Raw genomic sequence first — 17,168 nt, forward strand, 5'->3', positions numbered from 1 at the left:
CCCGTTTGAGAGCACCGCTCAGCAGCAGGTGCTATCGGGACAGCACTCGCCGTCTTCCGATGCGTCGTCACCCGCCGTCGTGTCGGCGTCGAAGAGCGCGTCGGCCAGCCCTCGGGCGACCGCGACGCCTTCCTCGGCCGGGATAGCTGTCGTCGCCGCGTCGGCCTCGGCGGCCCACGTCTCGTACTCCTCGCTGTCCGCGAACGTCTGGATGTACCCGCAGACCTCGCGGTAGACGTCCTCGATCGCGATGTCGTCCGTCCGTTCCACGTCGTCGGAGACGCCGATCGAGACGAGCGCGTCGTCGTGTGAGACCGTTGCTCGGTCGCCCTCCGTCTCGAACGTGATCTCGGTTCCGCGCACGGGCGTCGTCGACACGACGGTTCCCGTCTCTCCAGTCAGGAACGGATAGACCAGCGGGTCGAGGACACAGATGTACCGTTGCGAGCGGTCCTCCCCGACGAAGGCGTGGTCACCGTCGTCGACCGTACAGAGGTCGTCGACGGTCGGACTCCGGCCGTGCGCCCGCTCGATAGCCTCCCGCATGTCCGCGACCCACTCGGCGGCCGTCTCCGGTCGGTCGTCGCTCCCGTAGAGCCGCGCGAACCCGTCGCCGACCTCCGGCGGCAGAGACACGTCTGCGAGAGTCGTCTTCGGTTCGGTTCCGTTCGAATCTCCTGCATCAACCCACATGCGCCTATACTTCGTAGACCAAAGTTATTAAGCTGTCAAGTCCAAAGTATCGATCCAGATGCGCGAATCCGAAGCGATGGCTGAGACGGGCTGTGAGTGCGAGGACCCGGCGTGTCACTGCCTGCTGTCGGAGCCGATGGCGCTGCTCGGCCGCAAGTACGTGATGGACATCGTCTGCGTCGTCGCGAACCACGGGACGGTGCGATTCGGCGAGATCGAGGACCACCTCCCGGAGGCGAGCACGTCGACGCTGTCGACGCGGCTGGACGAACTCGTCGAGGCCGGATTGGTCGAGCGCGAGCGCTACGCCGAGATTCCGCCCCGCGTCGAGTACGAACTGAGCGACGAGGGCGCGGAACTCGGCGAGCGACTGCAACCGCTTGTCGAGTGGGCGATAGCACGCGGTGCGGAGTGCTGTTAGCGGCAGTCGAGTCCCGAGTTTCGCCGTTCAGCCCGGTCCCCGTAACAGACGGCTGATCCGTTACGTACGTCTGCGAACTGAGCGGGAGAAGACCTATTGTGAGACACACAGAACATTCTAACATGAACACGGGGAACTCGAACTCGGCGACTGAACGCCTGTTCTCTGTTCGCCGTTTAGCGCTCGTTTTGCTCGTTCTAATCGCGTTTCGAGGCGCTACGTGGGGTGTGGTCGAGTACGTCTCTACTGGAGACTGGTTGGCTGGCGTCTTCGGCGTCGTAACTGGAAGTGTAATCGCCTATTGGCTGTACACTCTGGCCGTCGACTCTCCGAGTGAGGGGTAAAACCCTGTCTCGAACCGTCGTGTCAGTAGCGTTCTAAAAACGACGATAGCGGACGATCGCACTCGAGAATGCCGCCGCTCGGCGGTCTGAGGCGGCTGAGGGGAGTAAGCCCCCTTCTGTTCGGCCCGGCATTCGGCTGAGCGTCCGCGCCCTGTCCGGGCTACCTTGCGGCGCGGACTTGCACCGGTGAGGTTTCGCCGTTCCATCCGTTCTCCACCGTCGACCCTCTGTGGGTTAGCTCCCCCTCGCTTCGGCGACGGCCTCGCTCGGGGTTCGCGCACGTCATCGGTCGGGCGGAGCGGTCTCGTTTCTGTTCCAGCGCCAGCGGTCTCCCGCTCCGGGTTTGCACCCGGTCACCTGCCCGGACGGTGGGGGGACTTTCCTCGTGATCCTTGCCCGCGAAGGGTGCTGGAGCACGGAGGCCGGGCTCCCTCTGCCACCCGAGCGTAGACCGCTCCCACGATTAAGGCCGTCGGTCCGTTCGCCCCTTCGTGGTCGGACAGTGCGGCGATTTTTATGGTACCCACCCGATAGTTCCGATAGACATGCGTTCCGCCCTCTCCGCAGTCGTCGTCGGTCTCGTGTTGCTGTCGACGGTGGCCGCCACCCCCGTCGCCAGCGCCGGACCGATCGACGAAGCGATGGATCGACCCTCCGAGACGAGCGGTATCGGCGCCCAGGCGGCGGCGCAGGCCGACGACGATTGCGCCCCGCTTTCGAACGGCAGTACCCCCGAGGACCCCGAAAACGACACCCTCGGGTGGGAGAACGGCTGTTGGTTCAACGAGTCTGTCGACGTGGACCGGTCCGACGGTCTCAACGATACCGAACTCGATGCGGTCGTCAGCCGCGCGATGGCCCGCGTCGAGCAGGTCCGCGAGCTGGAGTTCAACCAGACCGTTCCCGTCGAGGTTATCTCCCGCGAGGAGTTCCGCCAGAGCAACGCGACCGGCGTGAACTCGACGGTCAACAACACCCTCCACCAGAACGTCAAGTGGGAAGCGATGCTGATGGTCGGGGAAGACACCGACGCCGTCTCGGTGCAGCAGTCCAACACGGGATCGTCGGTCCTCGGCTACTACAGCCCCCAGCAGGAGCGGATCGTCATCGTCTCCGAGAACACCGAGTCCCCGGAGATGAACGAGGTGACCCTCTCTCAAGAACTGTTCCACGCGCTGCAGGACCAGCAGTTCAACCTCTCGTCGTTCAACCAGACCACCCGCGAACTCCACAACGCCCGCGACGGCATCATAGAGGGCGACGGCAACCTCGTCGACAGCCTCTACCAGAAGCGGTGCCAGGCGGAGTGGAACTGTCTCATGCCACAGACCGAAAGCGGAAACGAGGGTGGCCAACCTGACATCCACTACGGGATGTACTTCGTCAGCTTCCAGCCCTACAGCGACGGGCCGAAGTTCGTCGACAGGATCTACCAGACCGAGGGCTGGGACGGCGTCAACGCTGTCTACGACAACCCGCCCGCCAGCACCGAGCAGGTCATCCACCCCGAGAAGTACGGCGAGGACGAGCCCGCGAACGTGACGTTCACCGACCGGTCGAACGAGGAGTGGGCGGTCCCCCACCTAGAGAACGGGACCGTCGACTACGCGGAGTTCGGTGAGGCCGGGCTGGCGACGATGCTGTTCTACCCCACCTACGAATCGGGCGGCCAGGAGTCGCCAGTCGTCGGTCTACGGTCGTTCTTGAATTACACCAACTATCCTCAGATCAGCAACTACGACCCGTTCAACTACACGACGCGCTACACCGACGGCTGGGACGGTGACAGGCTCTACCCGTACGTCACGAACGAGTCCGCCGAGACCAACGAGACGGGCTACGTCTGGAAGACCGTCTGGGACTCCGAGAAAGACGCCGCTGACTTCGTCGAGGGCTACACGATGCTCCTCGACTATCGCGGTGCCGAGGCGGTCAACGACAGCACGAACACCTACCGGATCCCCGACGGCGAGTACGCCGACGCCTTCTACGTCAACCACACCGGGACGACGGTGACGCTCGTCAACGCGCCCTCGATCGACGAACTGAGCGAGGTCCGCGCGGGTGCAGCGCCCGACGACGGCGACGACCAGGAGACGGCGACCGACACAGATACCGCGACTGACGAACCGAACGAGACGCCCACCGACACCGCGACGAGCGAACCGGGCGACGAAGCGACGGCGACCGACGGAGACGGCGAACAGACGACCACGGAAACCCCCGATACCGGCGCGTCGACCGCCACCGCGACGCCCATCCCCGCGGACGGTGCGGGCGACGGCGGGGCGGACGGTGACGACGACGGCTCGACCGACGCGGTCGAGACCACGGCCAGCGACGGTCCCGGATTCGGCGCCGCGGCCGCGTTCGCGGCGCTCGCCCTCGCCGGCCTCGTGCTGCGCCGACGGGAGTGAGTCCGTTCGATGGGACTCCGGGAACGTGATTCGCGTCGGGCACGCTTCGCGCTCGTAGCCGTCGTCGTGGTCGCCCTGCTTTCCGGCTGCGCCGGGCTGGAACGGCTCGGCGGCCACCAGTCGGACGATCCGGGCGACGACCGGATCGGTTGGGAGAACGGCTACTGGTACGACGACGAGGTGAACGTCACCCACGACGACGGGTACAACGCGAGCGAGCGCGAGGCCGTGGTCGCCCGGACGATGGCCCGCGTCGAACGGATCCGCGACCTGGAGTTCAACCAGACCGTTCCCGTCGAGGTCGTCTCCCGCGAACAGTACCTCGAAAACCGCACCAGCGGCAACGGGTCGAGCGCGTACGAGCGCTGGAACGACCAGGTCTGGGAGTCGCTGTTCGTCGTCGGCGAGCGCTCGTCGTACTCCAACAGCTCCGACGAGACGCTCGGCCAGACCGTCCAGGGCTACTACTCGCCCGGCAAGGACGCCATCGTCCTCGTCAGCGACTCCACGACCCCGACCATCGACCGGGTGACGCTCGCCCACGAACTCGTCCACGCGCTGCAGGACCAGCACTTCAGCTTCGGCGCCGAGGGCGAGACGCAGGACCAGCAACTCGCCAACCGCGGCGTCACCGAGGGCGACGCCCGCTACGTCGACTTGATCTACCGGGACCGCTGTGACACCCGGTGGTCGTGCATTCCCGACCCGCCGAGCGACGGCGACAGTGGCGGCTCCGGCGGCGCGAGCTACAACCAGGGGCTGTTCCTCACCATCTACACACCCTACGCCGCGGGGTGGCAGTTCGTCGACGAAGTCCGCTCCGACGGCGGCTGGGATTCGGTCAACGACCTCTACGACGCCCGCCCCGACAGCACCGAGCAGGTCATCCACCCCGACAAATATCCCGACGAGAAGCCTGTCAACGTGAGCGTCGCCGACCGCTCCGGCGGCGAGTGGCACCGCTTCGACCACGACCCCGTCGCCGACACCGTCGGCGAGGCCTCCATCTACGCGATGTTCGTCCACAACGGCGCGGTGAGCCCCAGCGAGCGATACGGCTACGAGTCCACTCCCTCGGCGGGCTGGGGAGGCGACAGCGTCGTCCCCTACACGAACGGCACGGCCGGCGGCTACGTCTGGAAGACCGTCTGGGACTCCGAGAAGGACGCCAAACAGTTCCACGATGCGTATCTGGACGTGCTCGACGAGCACGACGCCCGGAACCCCCGCGGGAACGTCTACGTCGTCCCGGACGACAGCGAGTTCGGCGACGCCTTCCGCGTCGTCCGCAACGGCGACAAAGTTCGCGTCGTCAACGCGCCCTCGGTCGACGACCTCGACGACGTTCACTCGCGGTCCGGGTGAGTTCGGCCCCCTGCGGCGGTCGTCGGCGCCAGTGATCGCGGGGGTGTCGCGCTCACCGGGCAGATCGAACGCGGACCGTTTTTGGCGGTCGCACCGGAAGAGGGAGGCATGACTGACGAGTCGGGCTTCGACATCGTCCCGCCGGAGGCCATCGCCGAGGGACGAGCCACGGACGCCTACTTCGACCGGACGGTCGAGACGCTCGAATACGCCGACCGGAACCCCCACGTCGTCGCGGAAGTGACGGCCGACCAGTTCCCCACCGGCGAGTGGGAGCTCCTGGCGGGCGTGAAAGACGCCGCGCGCCTCTTCGAGGGACGCGCGGTCGACGTCGACGCGATCCGCGAGGGCCGGCTGTTCGACGGCGGCCCAGTCATGCGGATCGAGGGGCCGTACCTGGAGTTCTGCCGGCTGGAGACCGCGCTGCTCGGCTTCCTCTCACACTCGACCGGTGTCGCCACGGCGGCGCTCGAAGCCCGCGCCGCCGCGCCCGACTCGACGGTGCTGAGCTTCGGGTCCCGGCACGTCCACCCGTCGATCGGGGCGATGGTCGAGCGGTCGGCGCTTTTGGGCGGGCTCGACGGCTTCTCGAACGTCGCCGCGGGCGACGTGATCGGCCGGGAGGCCGGCGGGACGATGCCCCACGCGCTCGTGATCTGCTTCGGGCGCGGCAACCAGGAGGCGGCGTGGCAGGCATTCGACGAGGCGGTCGGCGAGGACGTGCCGCGGATCGCGCTCACCGACACCTACAGCGACGAGGCCGACGAGTCCGTCCGCGCCGCCGAGGCGGTCGATGCCCTCGACTCGGTGCGGATCGACACTACCTCCTCGCGCCGCGGGGACTTCGAGCACATCATCCGCGAGGTCCGCTGGACGCTCGACGCCGAGGGCTTCGAGGACGTCGGCATCTTCGTCAGCGGCGGGCTCGGCCCCGAGGAACTTGTCGAACTCCGCGAGTACGTCGAGGGATTCGGCGTCGGCAGCCACGTCAGCAACGCCGACCCTGTCGACTTCGCGCTGGACATCGTCGAACTCGACGGCGAACTCGCCGCCAAGCGCGGTAAACTCACCGGGAAGAAGGAGGTCTATCGGACCGACGACGGCGACCACCACGTCGCGCTCGCCACGGACGACGCGCCGGAGGACGCCGAACCGCTCCTCGAACCGCTCGTCCGCGACGGCGAGGTCGTCCGCGACTTCGACCTCGACGCGGCCATCGACCGCGCCGCGGAGGACGCCGAGCAGGTCGGGTTCGAGGCGTCAGTCGTCGAGGCTGTGGATCGCGAATCCGGGGACTGACCCCGATCTACCGGCACGTCCGTCCGCCACGCTAGCATTTACCAGTCGCGCGGTCGAACTGTCGATCGACTATGACGACAGTCGAGATCGAATACTGCGTTCCGTGTGGCATGCGCGACCGCGCCGTCGACCTGCAGACGGCGATCCTGGAGGCGTTCAGCCAGCGCGTCGCGGCCGTCTCGCTGGTGACCGGCGACGACGGAATCTTCGAAGTCCGGGCGGACGGCGAGGTCGTCTTCGACAAGGAGACGGACGACTACGACGCCGACGCGATCGTCGACGAGATCGGTGAGCGCGTGGGTGCGGCGGCCTGAGCGGTCGAAGCGTCGAGACGCCTCGGCTCCGACAGTTCTTTTGGCGCCCGCTCGCCAGCACACCCAGACGTGTCCACCGCACTGGCGAGCGCCGCCGACGCCGTCGACGACTACCTGCTGCTGTGGGTGCTCTGCTCGGTCGCGGTCGGCGTCCTCGTCCCCGACATCGCGGTGCTGACGCCGCTCGCGACCCCGATCCTCGCGGTGATGATCGGCAGCATCTCGCTGACGCTCTCTCCCGCGGCGTTCCGGGCGGTCCGCCCGCGACCCCTCGCGACGATCCTCGTCGTCCAGACTGGGATGCCAATCGCGGGGTTCCTCCTCGCCCGCGCGCTCGGCCTCGATCCCGCCCTGACGGTCGGGTTCGTGGTCCTCGGGGCCGTCACGCCTGAACTCGTCGCGCCGGTGATGACCGAACTGGGCGACGGCGACACCGCGCTCGCGACCGCGGCGCTCGTGGTCGTCGGCGTCGGGACGCTCGCGCTCGTCCCGCTCTCGGTGCGCGTCCTCGTCGGCGAGTCGGTCGCCTTCGAGACGGCGCGCGTGGTCGAGCAACTCCTGCTGGCGGTCGTCGGGCCGATGGCGGTCGCCGTCGCGGTTCGCGCCCGTTTCCCCGCCCGGGTCGGTCGATACGACGATTTCTATCCGTCGGTCTCCGCGCTGATGGTGATCCTCGTCATCGGGATCGTGACCGCCGCCAACGCGGGGGTGCTCCGCACCGGGGGATCGACCGTTCCGCTGGTCGCCGTCGGGGCTGTCGCACTGAACGCCGTCGGCTACGCCGGCGGCTGGCTCGCGTCGCGGCCGTTCTCCCGCGAGGAGCGCGTCGCAGCCCTGTTCTCGGTTGGGATGCGCGACTTCGCGGTCGCCGCCGCGCTCGTCGTCGGCGCCGGTCTCCCGACGCTCGCCGCGCTCCCGGCCGTCGTCTTCGGGGTCGTCGAGATGAGTACGAGCGCCGCGCTGGCGAAGGTCCTCTCTCGATCCTGAATCCGCCGCCGACGGCTGTGGGATCCGTACTTATCGGCGGAGGCGATCCGCCGGGGGTCGGCCGAAGTATCAACTCGAACACGATCGGATTGATGTGGAGTTGCCGACTGTATCGTACCGTGAACCACCGCTCGGACGTCCCAGAAAGGTGCCGCTTGGACAGTCGAACAGCCGTCGAACGGAGCGGACAGGCGGACCGATGACCGGCGAATCAGACGGTCGCCGACCGGCTCGACTGGCGACGCTCGACGTCGGCGCCGCCGGCGGTCGACCGAAAGTGCTGCTCGGCGACCTGATCGGCGACGGCCGGATGGAGCTACTCTTCGTGCAGGGCGACGACATCGACGCGACCTACGACCCCCATCAGGTGATTTCGCTCACGGCTGTCGACCTCGACGGCGAGGTCCGCTGGCAGGTCGGCGACCCGGACCCGAAGGGCGGGAGTCACGGCGCGGACTTCCCCGCGCAGATCTGGGACTTCGACGGCGACGGGTACAACGAGGTCGTCTGCGTGATGGACGACGAGTTCCGCGTGATCGACGGCCGGACGGGCGAGATCCAGCGAACGGCCGAACTGCCCGCGCCGCAGGCCCACGACTGCATCGTCCCCGCCAATCTGACTGGCGGCGACGGCCGCCACGACCTGATCGTCAAAGACCGCTACCAGCAGGTATGGGCACTCGACTCGGACTTCGAGGTCCTGTGGACCCACGAGGGGAACACGGGCCACTACCCGTGGCCGCACGACGTCGACGGCGACGGCCGCGACGAGGTGATGGCCGGGTACTCCTTCCTCGACTCTGACGGCGAGCGGCTGTGGACCGCGGACATTCCCGACGAGCACGCCGACTGCATCTGGGTGGCCGACCTCGACGAGGACGGGAGTTCCGACGAAGCCCGCAATCCCGAGATCGTGATCGGCGAGGGCGGCGTCTACGCCTACACTCCCGGCGGTACGGAGCGCTGGCGCAACCGCGAACCCAGAGAGGTCCAGCACATCGCGCCGGGGAACTTCCGCGAGGACGTCGAGGGCCTGCAGGTCGCGGGACTGGACCGCATCGTCCGCGGCGGTCCCGACCAGACCGGGCAGGACGGCATCTTCCTCGTCGACCGCGACGGCGAGACGGTCTGCACCGAGGATCGGGACCCCGGCGGCTGGCTCACCATCGTCGAACCGATGACCGCGTGGGACGACGCGGACCTGGACTACATCTTAGCCTGGCGCCGCGGCGGCGGGACGAACCCGACGCTGTACGACGGCCACCTCGACCCGGTCGTCACCTTCCCCGAGGACGGCTACCTGATCCACGGCGACCTGCTCGGCCGCGGGACGGAGCAGGTGATCATTCTGGACGACGACACCGCCCACGTCTTCGGCGACGAGGACATCGGCCTCGACGCGCCCGGCGACGGGCCGCTCGCCCAGCCGAAGCGACTGGCCAACTCGACGCTGTACCCCGGCGGCGAGCGACCGGACGGACCGCTGCACGACGTGTAACCTCACTCGTCCGCCTCGCGATTCCGTCCGCTGACGGCAAACCTATTGGCGAACCGTCCGTACGTCCGCGTATGCAACTGGACGCCGACGCCGTGGCCGTCGTCGTGGTGGACATGCAGAACGGCTTCTGCCACCCCGACGGCAGCCTCTACGCACCGGGTAGCGAGGAGGCCATCGAACCGGTCGCGCAGGCGGTCGACCGGGCGCGGGCGGCGGGCGCCGAGGTCGTCTGGACCCGCGACGTCCACCCGCCCGAACAGTTCGAGGACGCTCACTACTACGACGAGTTCGAGCGCTGGGGCGAGCACGTCCTCGAAGGCTCCTGGGAAGCCGAGATCGTCGAGGAACTCGACCCCGCCGAGGAGGACCTGATCGTCGTGAAACACACCTACGACGCCTTCTACGAGACGCAACTGGAGGGGTACCTCGACGCCCACGGGATCGACGATCTGGTCATTTGCGGGACGCTCGCCAACGTCTGCGTCCTGCACACGGCTTCCAGTGCCGGGCTGCGCGACTTCCGTCCCGTTCTGGTCGAGGACGCCGTCGGCTGCATCGAGGAGGACCACCGCGAATACGCGCTGGACCACGCCGACTTCCTGTTCGGCGAAGTGACGCCGCTCGACGAGATCGAGTTCGCCTGAATGGTCCGGGACACCCCCGGAACGCTTCGGCGGTACGAACCCTCCGACCGCGACGCGGTCTGGCACCTCCACCGGACGGCGCTGCGCGAGGCGGGGTCGGACCCCGATGACGTGCCGAACAGCGACGACATCCGGGACGTCGAGGGGAACTACGTCGACGCCGGCGGCGAGTTTCTGGTGGTCGAGCGCGACGGCGAGGTAGTCGCGATGGGGGGCCTCGCAGTTGAAGGCCCGGAGATTCCCACTGGGGCGGGCGAACTCTTGCGGATCGCAGTCCACCCCGACCACCAGCGAGCGGGGTGCGGGAGCGCTATCGTCGCCGGCCTGGAAGACGCGGCTCGAGAACGCGGCCTCGACCGGGTGTTCCTGTGGACGGCACAGCGCCAGCGGTCCGCGGTGGCGTTCTATCGGTCCCGGGGCTACGTGGGCACCGACCACCGGACGGAGGGTGAGTACGAACTGATCCGGTTCGAGAAGGCGCTCGACGACGGCGGGTCAGCGACACCGGGAGGGGCCCGCGAGTGAGCGATCCCGTCCGCGGCGAGGTTCGGGAGGTCGCGGACGGCCCCGAATGGGACCTGAACTTCCGTGAGCACCCCGAACGCTACCGGCACACGCCCGACGAGCGCGGCGCGTTCAAGATCGAGCCGTACAAGAGCGAACTCCTCCCCGAGTGGGGGATCGCGACGCTGGAAGACGCCGAGGATGGCGCCGATGCGATCTACGAGCGCTACCGCGAGTACCGCGCCGACGGGGAGTTCGTCGGGATGGATATGGCCCGCAAGTACCTCCAGATGGGCTGGACGCGGGCGATGCGCTACGCGAAATATCCCGGCGGGAACAAGTACGAGACGAACGACGACGGCGAGCGCGTCGAGCGCGACCCAGAAGAGTGGTACGACCCGGAGAAACGGGAGATCGCACTCGTCTATCGGGAGTACCTCGACCGCGTTCGAGACGACGAGACCTACGAGGAAGCCAGACGCGAACACCGCGAACGCCACGGGGAGTAGCCGCCGCTTGCCGCGTCACGGCCGGGCAGTTTCGACCCTGACCGTCACCGATGTCCCGACCGGCAGATCGACGGACTCGCCGACGAGTTTCGCGCCCGCCCGGTCCCGACTGAGCGCGAGCGCGATGCCCGTGATCGGATCGCCGTTCGCGCGGACGGTCACGTCGCTCCAGGCCACGTCGCGGCCGTCCGCGCGGCCGATGCGCCTCCCGGCGAGGAACACCTCGTCAGCGGCCGCGCCGGAGCGACGGCGCAACAGCCCGCCGCCGTCGTAGTGGGGGAGGCCGCCGTCGAGGACGCCGACGGAGGTTCCGGCCGCGTCGGTCGCCGCGAGGCCGGCGAACCGGTCGCCGGGCGCTGGGTGGGTCGGCGAGTCGAGGACCGCGTAGGTCTCGCCCGCCGCGACGACGGTCCCGGTACCGTCCCACTGGAGCGCGCCGATATCGAGGTTCGGGTCGATTTCGAGCGGAAGCGACCCCGCCGCACGGTGATAGTCGGTCCCGTACTCGCGGAAGCCGAGGTGGAGGTGGTTGGCGACCCACGGGGCGAAGAACCCCGCGCGGACCAGCCGCCCGAGCGAGTCGCCGACCGAGACGGTATCGCCCGCCGCGACCGCGGGATCGACGTGCAGGATCCGCGCGACGCGCTCGCCGGTGTCGACGAGGATCAGGTGGTCCTCGTCGGCGGCGTAGGGCTGGGACGGCGCGGTCACCGTCCGCGTTTCGAGCACCTCGCCGGCGACGGGCGACGGTGCGTCGATCGGGGCGCCGTCCTCGGGGTTCGGCCGGATCGCGTCACCGCCGCTGTCGCCCGGGTAGAGGTCGACGGCGCGGCCGCGGTCGTGAGCAGCGAACGGGGAGTTGTACAGGGACAGTCGCGGGTAGCGCGACAGCACCTCGGCTGACAGCGTGACGGCCATCGGAGGCAGTTCGGCCGTGGCCCTCATTACGGTCCCGCTCGGGTCTGGTCCTCGTCGGGGCACCGCTGCGGTTTTCGGCGTCGGGGCCGAACCGTCGGTATGCGCGTCTACCGCGGTCGAGCCGAGGCCATCGAGGCCGACCGCGCCGTCTCGGAGCGGCTGGTCGACCGGGTCGCCGACGACGGCGAGCCCGCCGTGCGCGTCTGGCGGCCGCCACGGCAGATCGCGTTCGGTCGTCGGGACGCGCGAGCGGACGGCTACGACCGCGCCCGGCAGGCCGCCGAAGAGCGCGGGTTCCCGGCCGTCGAGCGCGATGTCGGCGGCCGCGCGGTCGCCTACACCGGGTCGACGGTCGCGTTCGCCCGCGTGACGCCCGTCGAGGATTTCCGGTCGGGGTTGCAGGACCGCTACGAGGGGGCGACCGCCGATCTGCTCGCCGCACTCGACGAACTCGGCGTCGACGCCAGCGAGGGCGAACCGCCCGACTCCTTCTGTCCGGGGACCCACTCGGTACAGGCCGACGACGGCTGTCGAGCACGGAAACTCGCGGGGCTGGCACAGCGCGTCCGCGCCGACGCGGCGGTCGTCGCGGGCGTGCTCGTCGTTCGTGACCACGAGGAGGTCGCGGCCGTCCTCGATCCCGTCTACGATGCGCTCGACGTGCCCTTCGCGCCTGAAACCGTCGGGAGCGTCGCGCGAGCGGGCGGCCCGTCCGAGCCCGATCCGGTGATCGACGTCGTCGAGCGGGCGCTGCTGGACGCAGAACCGGACGGTGTGGAGCGAGTCGGCAGGGAGTGACGCCGGCGGACGGTCCGATCGAGCGGGCCTGTGATACCAGCGACACATTCATTCGTTTCAGGATACAACTTTTCAGTATGCGACTCACGCTCCGCCGTCCGAATCCCCGGATCGGGACGGAAGACGACGTCGTCGCCCGCCGGGTCGCCGCCTTCGCCGTCGACCAGTTCCTCGTGTTCGGCCTCCTCGTCACCCTCGGGTCGTCCGTCCTCGGCGTCGTGGGGGCGGCGCTCGGTGCCGGCGCGGAACTTGGCATCTTCGAGGCACCGCTCTCCGCCGTCGCCGGTGGGGAAGGTACCGAGTTCGCCATCGCCGCCGCGGCCGCCGCGTTCGGCGTCGCCTGGACGGCCACGACAGTCGCGTACTTCACGGTCACGGAAGGCGCAGTCGGCGCGTCGGTCGGCAAGTTGATCCTCGGGTTAGTCGTCGTCGGGACCGACGGATCGCCGATCGGGTACCGGGCCGCGTTCGTGCGTTCGATCCTGCGCATCGTCGACTCCCAGCCGGGACTCTACGTCCTCGGGGTCGGTTCGATGCTAATCAGCGACCGACGCCAGCGGATCGGTGACCGGTTCGCCGGGACGGTCGTCGTCGCGGCGGACAGACCCACCGGCGCGCCGGGCGAGTCGGCGAACGGAACGCCGGCCTGAGGACTCGTCGCTGGGGAGGAGTCGGGGGCGGTACAGTCCGGGAGATTTAGGGCCACGCGCGTCAGAGGTGGGGTATGCTATTCCGGAACGCGACGCTCGCGGACGGACGCCGCCGGGACGTCCGCGTGTCGGACGAGACGATCGCGGCGGTGGGTGAGGGGGTAGATGCCCGCGAGGGGGAACGTGTGGTCGACGCGACGGGCAAGCGCCTCCTCCCCGGCATGATCGACGCCCACGTCCACTTCCGCGAACCCGGCGACTCGCACAAGGAGACGTGGGCGACCGGGTCCCGCAGCGCCGCCGCGGGCGGCGTGACGACCGTCGTCGACCAGCCTAACACCTCGCCGCCGACCGTCGACGGCGCCGCCTTCGACGAGAAGGTCGGCCTCGCGGCGGATTCGCTGGTGGACTTCGGCATCAACGGCGGCGTCAACGCCGACTGGGACCCCGACTCGCTGCTGGAGCGGGACGTGTTCGCCCTCGGCGAGGTGTTCCTCGCCGACTCCACCGGGAACATGGGCATCGAGGAACCGCTGTTCGTCGACGCGCTCGCCGAGGCCGACGCCCGGGACGTGACCGTCACCGTCCACGCCGAGGACGCCGGCCTCTTCAATATCTCCGCGAAGGAGCGCGACGACGCCGACGCCTGGAGCGCCTACCGGACCGCCCGCGCGGAGGCCGCCGCGATCCGCCGCGCCTGCGAGGTCGCCATCGACCGGAACACCCGAATTCACGTCGCTCACACCTCGACACCCGAGGGTATCGACGCCGCCGCCGACGCCGGGATGACCTGCGAGGTCACGCCCCACCACATGTACCTCTCGCGGAACGACCTGCGCGAGCTGGGCACCCACGGGCGGATGAACCCGCCGCTGCGCCGCGAGAAGCGCCGCCAGCGCGTCTACGACCGCGTCGTCGAGGGACAGGTCGACATGGTCGCGACCGACCACGCCCCCCATACCGCCGAGGAGAAAGACGCCGACATCTGGGAGGCTCCCTCGGGCGTCCCCGGCGTCGAGACGGCGCTTCCGCTCCTGCTCGCCGACGCTCGCACCGGCGACCTGACCTACGAGCGCGTCCGCGACCTGACCGCCGCGAATCCCGCCGAGGTGTTCGACCTCCCGCACAAGGGCCGCGTCGCCGAGGGGATGGACGCCGACCTCGTGCTCGTCGACCCGGGGAAGACCCACCCTATCCGTGCCGACCGCCTGCACACCAAGTGCGACTGGACGCCCTTCGAGGGCCGCGAGGGCGTCTTCCCGGAACTCACGCTGGTCCGCGGAACTGTCGTCTACGAACGCGACGCCGACGACCGCCCCGGCGGGCAGAGCGAGTCGTTCGGGGATCCCGTCGGCGAGAACGTGCGGGTCGGCAGTGCGGACGACTCCGACGACGACGGGACCGGACCCGTCCGTGATGGGGAGACGGAATCCATCGCGGATCTCGCCGCCGAGGTCGTCGAGGAGTCGCCCGACGACGACCGTTCCTGACCGGGTTCGATACCCGTCGAGTCGAGTTTTCAGACTGCCCGGTCTCTGGCGCCTTCGAGCCGCGACTCGGGGAGGGGTCGGACGACGCCGTACACGACTCGATACACGACCAGCCCGGCGCCCATCCCGACGAAGCCGACGCCGACGACGGTCAAGACGGCCATGTCGGTCGCGACGATTACGACCGCGCAGCCGGCGGTCGCCGCGACGACGCTGACGATGGCGAACGCGTAGCGGTGCCACTCGTCCACGTCGACCAGTCGGTGCTCGTCGGCGTAGGTGGCCCCGGCAGTCGCGACGAAGGCGGCGACGGCGAGCCACCAGCCATCGCGGAGTCCGTCCGGGCCGGCGTTGAGGACGCCGAGCAGTATCCAGGCGGCGCCCATCCCGGCCTCGAAGAGCACGATGCGTCGGGCAGCCTCCATACCGGTCTCGTCAACCGCCCGGTAAATAAAGTGGTCGGCAGCCGGGATCCGACTCCACTCAGGACTGCGAGCCGCCGAGACCGCCCTGCCGGGCGAGTCGCGCGTCCGGAACGCTGCGGACGACGCCGAAGACCAGTCGGTTGAGCACCGTCCCGGCACCCAGGCCGATCATCCCGAGCGGCAGGATAGCCCTCGGGATACCGTCGCTCGCCGCGCTCCAGACGATGCCGGCCATGGCCAGCATGCCGACGCCGACCAGCACCCAGAGGCCGGTCCGACTGCGGTCGGAAGCGGCCATGAGCGCCGCCGTGAGTGCGGTCGCAGCGACGCCGATCCACCACTGGTCGGCGGTGATCCTGACGCCCACCGCAGAGAGGGCGCCCGCGATGATCGCCATCGTCCCGACGAAGAGGTCTCCCCAGATCACCGACCGGACTGATCCACCTATCATTCGCAAAATCGTTCCTCGGCCGGTGTGATAGGCTTTCGGTCCCGATCGGATGCCGGTCCGCTTACTGGTCGGCTTCGATGTCGTGACCGCACTCCGGACAGGTCACCTCGTCGTGACGCAGCGCGGAGGAGTTCTCGCGCACCTCGCGCATGACCTCGGAGATCTCGTCTTCGGCTTCCAGCTCTTCCTCGACGGAGAGCTCGACGCCCTCGACTTCGAGGAGGAACTTCGCGACCTCGGTCGCCTCGTACATCACGTCGTCGAGCTCCTCCGCGGTGAAGAAGTCGCACATCGCGCCGTAGAGGAAGGTCGCGCCGGCCTTCCGGACCTTCTCCTCGAAGGAGGCGCGGGCCTGGTTGACCGCCTGCGGGGTGTAGGTGTCGGTCATGAACGGGACGAGTTCCGGCAGGTTCTCGCCGATCTTCGTCATCTCGACGCCGGTCTCCGTCCGGAAGTCCGCGCAGAGGCGCGCGATGGCCCACTCGCGGGCCGTGATGTAGGTGCGGTCGCGCAGGAAGTCGTTGGCGCGGTCGTAGGTCCCGCCGTCGATTTTCTTGAAGCGGTCGTACTTCTGGACGTCCGGCGGGAGGTCGGAACTCGGGGCGTCGTCGGGGCCATCAGCCGGTTGTGCGTCGGTAGTCGCGTCGTCTTCGGTGGTGTCCGCCGCGCCGCCTTCAGCGGTGTCCGCCGCGTTCTCTACGGCGGTCTCCGCCGTGGTGTCTGCCGCGCCCTCGTCGGTCGTGGCGCCCGCTGTGGTGTCCTCGCCGGCCGCTTGCTCATCAGTATCGCCGCGGTCGGTATCGCTCGCCCCGTCGGCGTCCGTTCGACCTTCGGGGTCGGGCGACTCCCGGTCCGTGGCCTCCTCGCCCTCGCCCGTCGCCGGTCCGTCTGTCATGCTCTCCACTCTGTCGGCGCCCCGAAAAAGCGTGTCGGCGTCGCGCTCGCACCGTCCCGGCGTCGCCGCTCCTTCGGGGATCCACGGGGAGGGGTAGCGCCAGATCCGCTTTCGAACCGATTAGCGTCGGCTCAGCACTCGTCCAGAATGCCCGCCTCCAGTTCGCCGTCCTCGTGGATGGCGACGAAGACCGAATTCGAGTCACAGCCGCTCATCGCGAAGTCGACTGTCGCCGTGTTCGAAGCGTCCAGTTCGGCCGTCACCAGATACTCGCCCGCGTTCACGACGTCGGAGATCGCGGTCTCCTCGTCCGCGGGGACCGCGTACTGATCGCTGAATACGGTCTCACTCTCGGTCTCGAACGTGACGTCGACGGTACGCTGCTGGTCGTTCCTGTTCTCGATACGGACGCCGACGCTTCCCCCGTTGCCCCCGCCGAGGCAACCGGTAATCGAACCGATGGTCGCCGTCGCTCCGGCGAGCCGGAGCATCCGTCGTCGAGAGGGCATACGTCTCCGATATCTCAGGTGGGTCGCAAGTACTTTC

The 17,168-nt window shown here is 68.8% G+C and carries 19 protein-coding genes and 1 other RNA gene; 13 read left to right on the forward strand and 7 right to left on the reverse strand.

All coding sequences use genetic code 11. The features are described 5' to 3' along the window. Positions 1-18: 18 nt before the first annotated feature. Positions 19-693: an organomercurial lyase gene (gene merB, locus AB2U09_RS19740; protein WP_459194459.1), complete on the reverse strand. Its 675-nt coding sequence runs from the start codon at positions 691-693 to the stop codon at positions 19-21. A 58-nt stretch (positions 694-751) separates the two neighbouring features. Between merB and AB2U09_RS19745 the strand changes: the two genes are divergently transcribed. Next, entirely contained in the window at positions 752-1,114 is a 363-nt protein-coding gene (locus AB2U09_RS19745; protein ID WP_459194460.1) for a winged helix-turn-helix transcriptional regulator, read from the forward strand. A gap of 437 nt (positions 1,115-1,551) precedes the next feature. Here AB2U09_RS19745 and rnpB read toward each other — a convergent pair. Further along, an RNA gene (gene rnpB, locus AB2U09_RS19750) (RNase P RNA component) lies at positions 1,552-1,896 on the reverse strand. Between the two features lie 107 nt (positions 1,897-2,003). On the opposite strand from rnpB, the gene AB2U09_RS19755 reads away from it, so the two are divergent. The 9 genes from AB2U09_RS19755 (at position 2,004) to AB2U09_RS19795 (ending at position 10,995) form a co-directional block, all read left to right on the forward strand. Next, complete coding sequence (locus AB2U09_RS19755; RefSeq protein WP_459194461.1) at positions 2,004-3,875, forward strand: Hvo_1808 family surface protein; 1,872 nt, start codon at positions 2,004-2,006, stop codon at positions 3,873-3,875. 9 nt (positions 3,876-3,884) lie between these two features. Further along, positions 3,885-5,240 carry an Hvo_1808 family surface protein gene (locus AB2U09_RS19760; protein ID WP_459194462.1) on the forward strand — a complete coding sequence of 452 codons (1,356 nt, stop codon included), beginning with the start codon at positions 3,885-3,887 and terminating at the stop codon, positions 5,238-5,240. A gap of 108 nt (positions 5,241-5,348) precedes the next feature. Then, a complete protein-coding gene (locus AB2U09_RS19765) occupies positions 5,349-6,539 on the forward strand; it encodes a nicotinate phosphoribosyltransferase (RefSeq protein WP_459194463.1) in 1,191 nt (396 codons plus the stop codon). A gap of 71 nt (positions 6,540-6,610) precedes the next feature. Beyond that, positions 6,611-6,853, forward strand: a complete 243-nt coding sequence (locus tag AB2U09_RS19770; protein WP_459194464.1) for a SelT/SelW/SelH family protein — start codon at positions 6,611-6,613, stop codon at positions 6,851-6,853. A gap of 69 nt (positions 6,854-6,922) precedes the next feature. Beyond that, positions 6,923-7,840 (forward strand): bile acid:sodium symporter family protein, encoded by a 918-nt coding sequence (locus tag AB2U09_RS19775; protein ID WP_459194465.1) that lies wholly within the window; start codon positions 6,923-6,925, stop codon positions 7,838-7,840. A gap of 199 nt (positions 7,841-8,039) precedes the next feature. After that, positions 8,040-9,338: a rhamnogalacturonan lyase family protein gene (locus AB2U09_RS19780; RefSeq protein WP_459194466.1), complete on the forward strand. Its 1,299-nt coding sequence runs from the start codon at positions 8,040-8,042 to the stop codon at positions 9,336-9,338. A gap of 71 nt (positions 9,339-9,409) precedes the next feature. Then, positions 9,410-9,982 carry a cysteine hydrolase family protein gene (locus tag AB2U09_RS19785; RefSeq protein WP_459194467.1) on the forward strand — a complete coding sequence of 191 codons (573 nt, stop codon included), beginning with the start codon at positions 9,410-9,412 and terminating at the stop codon, positions 9,980-9,982. Beyond that, positions 9,983-10,507: a GNAT family N-acetyltransferase gene (locus AB2U09_RS19790; RefSeq protein ID WP_459194468.1), complete on the forward strand. Its 525-nt coding sequence runs from the start codon at positions 9,983-9,985 to the stop codon at positions 10,505-10,507. After that, positions 10,504-10,995 carry a DUF4385 family protein gene (locus tag AB2U09_RS19795; RefSeq protein WP_459194469.1) on the forward strand — a complete coding sequence of 164 codons (492 nt, stop codon included), beginning with the start codon at positions 10,504-10,506 and terminating at the stop codon, positions 10,993-10,995. The genes AB2U09_RS19790 and AB2U09_RS19795 overlap by 4 nt, the downstream gene beginning before the upstream one ends. Before the next feature lie 15 nt (positions 10,996-11,010). Here the strand turns inward: AB2U09_RS19795 and AB2U09_RS19800 are convergent, their stop codons facing one another. Continuing rightward, positions 11,011-11,913, reverse strand: a complete 903-nt coding sequence (locus tag AB2U09_RS19800; RefSeq protein ID WP_459194470.1) for a DUF8155 domain-containing protein — start codon at positions 11,911-11,913, stop codon at positions 11,011-11,013. A 99-nt stretch (positions 11,914-12,012) separates the two neighbouring features. Here AB2U09_RS19800 and AB2U09_RS19805 point away from each other — a divergent pair, with 99 nt between their 5' ends. The 3 genes from AB2U09_RS19805 to AB2U09_RS19815 all read left to right on the forward strand — a co-directional run bounded on the left by AB2U09_RS19805 (position 12,013) and on the right by AB2U09_RS19815 (position 14,851). Then, the gene (locus AB2U09_RS19805; RefSeq protein ID WP_459194471.1) at positions 12,013-12,711 is read left to right on the forward strand and encodes a lipoyl protein ligase domain-containing protein; all 699 of its coding nucleotides are present in this window, start codon (positions 12,013-12,015) and stop codon (positions 12,709-12,711) included. Positions 12,712-12,788: 77 nt separating this feature from the next. Then, entirely contained in the window at positions 12,789-13,361 is a 573-nt protein-coding gene (locus AB2U09_RS19810) for an RDD family protein (protein ID WP_459194472.1), read from the forward strand. Between the two features lie 74 nt (positions 13,362-13,435). Next, entirely contained in the window at positions 13,436-14,851 is a 1,416-nt protein-coding gene (locus AB2U09_RS19815) for a dihydroorotase (protein ID WP_459194473.1), read from the forward strand. Between the two features lie 29 nt (positions 14,852-14,880). On the opposite strand, the gene AB2U09_RS19820 is transcribed toward AB2U09_RS19815, so the two are convergent. The 4 genes from AB2U09_RS19820 to AB2U09_RS19835 form a co-directional block, all read right to left on the reverse strand. After that, a complete protein-coding gene (locus AB2U09_RS19820; protein WP_459194474.1) occupies positions 14,881-15,276 on the reverse strand; it encodes a hypothetical protein in 396 nt (131 codons plus the stop codon). Between the two features lie 58 nt (positions 15,277-15,334). Further along, on the reverse strand, positions 15,335-15,727 hold the full coding sequence (locus tag AB2U09_RS19825; protein ID WP_459194475.1) for a hypothetical protein: 393 nt from the start codon (positions 15,725-15,727) through the stop codon (positions 15,335-15,337). A gap of 61 nt (positions 15,728-15,788) precedes the next feature. After that, entirely contained in the window at positions 15,789-16,622 is an 834-nt protein-coding gene (locus AB2U09_RS19830; RefSeq protein ID WP_459194476.1) for a DUF5806 family protein, read from the reverse strand. Positions 16,623-16,753: 131 nt separating this feature from the next. Further along, on the reverse strand, positions 16,754-17,131 hold the full coding sequence (locus AB2U09_RS19835) for an Ig-like domain-containing protein (RefSeq protein WP_459194477.1): 378 nt from the start codon (positions 17,129-17,131) through the stop codon (positions 16,754-16,756). Positions 17,132-17,168 lie beyond the last annotated feature (37 nt).

This window comes from Halosimplex yunnanense, from assembly GCF_054504345.1.

Excerpts from the sequence above, each read along its gene's own strand:
- merB (WP_459194459.1), bottom strand. The coding sequence starts at position 693 with ATGTGGGTTGATGCAGGAGATTCGAACGGAACCGAACCGAAGACGACT.
- AB2U09_RS19745 (WP_459194460.1), top strand. The coding sequence starts at position 752 with ATGCGCGAATCCGAAGCGATGGCTGAGACGGGCTGTGAGTGCGAGGAC.
- AB2U09_RS19755 (WP_459194461.1), top strand. The coding sequence starts at position 2,004 with ATGCGTTCCGCCCTCTCCGCAGTCGTCGTCGGTCTCGTGTTGCTGTCG.
- AB2U09_RS19760 (WP_459194462.1), top strand. The coding sequence starts at position 3,885 with ATGGGACTCCGGGAACGTGATTCGCGTCGGGCACGCTTCGCGCTCGTA.
- AB2U09_RS19765 (WP_459194463.1), top strand. The coding sequence starts at position 5,349 with ATGACTGACGAGTCGGGCTTCGACATCGTCCCGCCGGAGGCCATCGCC.
- AB2U09_RS19770 (WP_459194464.1), top strand. The coding sequence starts at position 6,611 with ATGACGACAGTCGAGATCGAATACTGCGTTCCGTGTGGCATGCGCGAC.
- AB2U09_RS19780 (WP_459194466.1), top strand. The coding sequence starts at position 8,040 with ATGACCGGCGAATCAGACGGTCGCCGACCGGCTCGACTGGCGACGCTC.
- AB2U09_RS19785 (WP_459194467.1), top strand. The coding sequence starts at position 9,410 with ATGCAACTGGACGCCGACGCCGTGGCCGTCGTCGTGGTGGACATGCAG.
- AB2U09_RS19790 (WP_459194468.1), top strand. The coding sequence starts at position 9,983 with ATGGTCCGGGACACCCCCGGAACGCTTCGGCGGTACGAACCCTCCGAC.
- AB2U09_RS19800 (WP_459194470.1), bottom strand. The coding sequence starts at position 11,913 with ATGGCCGTCACGCTGTCAGCCGAGGTGCTGTCGCGCTACCCGCGACTG.
- AB2U09_RS19805 (WP_459194471.1), top strand. The coding sequence starts at position 12,013 with ATGCGCGTCTACCGCGGTCGAGCCGAGGCCATCGAGGCCGACCGCGCC.
- AB2U09_RS19810 (WP_459194472.1), top strand. The coding sequence starts at position 12,789 with ATGCGACTCACGCTCCGCCGTCCGAATCCCCGGATCGGGACGGAAGAC.
- AB2U09_RS19815 (WP_459194473.1), top strand. The coding sequence starts at position 13,436 with ATGCTATTCCGGAACGCGACGCTCGCGGACGGACGCCGCCGGGACGTC.
- AB2U09_RS19820 (WP_459194474.1), bottom strand. The coding sequence starts at position 15,276 with ATGGAGGCTGCCCGACGCATCGTGCTCTTCGAGGCCGGGATGGGCGCC.
- AB2U09_RS19825 (WP_459194475.1), bottom strand. The coding sequence starts at position 15,727 with ATGATAGGTGGATCAGTCCGGTCGGTGATCTGGGGAGACCTCTTCGTC.
- AB2U09_RS19830 (WP_459194476.1), bottom strand. The coding sequence starts at position 16,622 with ATGACAGACGGACCGGCGACGGGCGAGGGCGAGGAGGCCACGGACCGG.
- AB2U09_RS19835 (WP_459194477.1), bottom strand. The coding sequence starts at position 17,131 with ATGCCCTCTCGACGACGGATGCTCCGGCTCGCCGGAGCGACGGCGACC.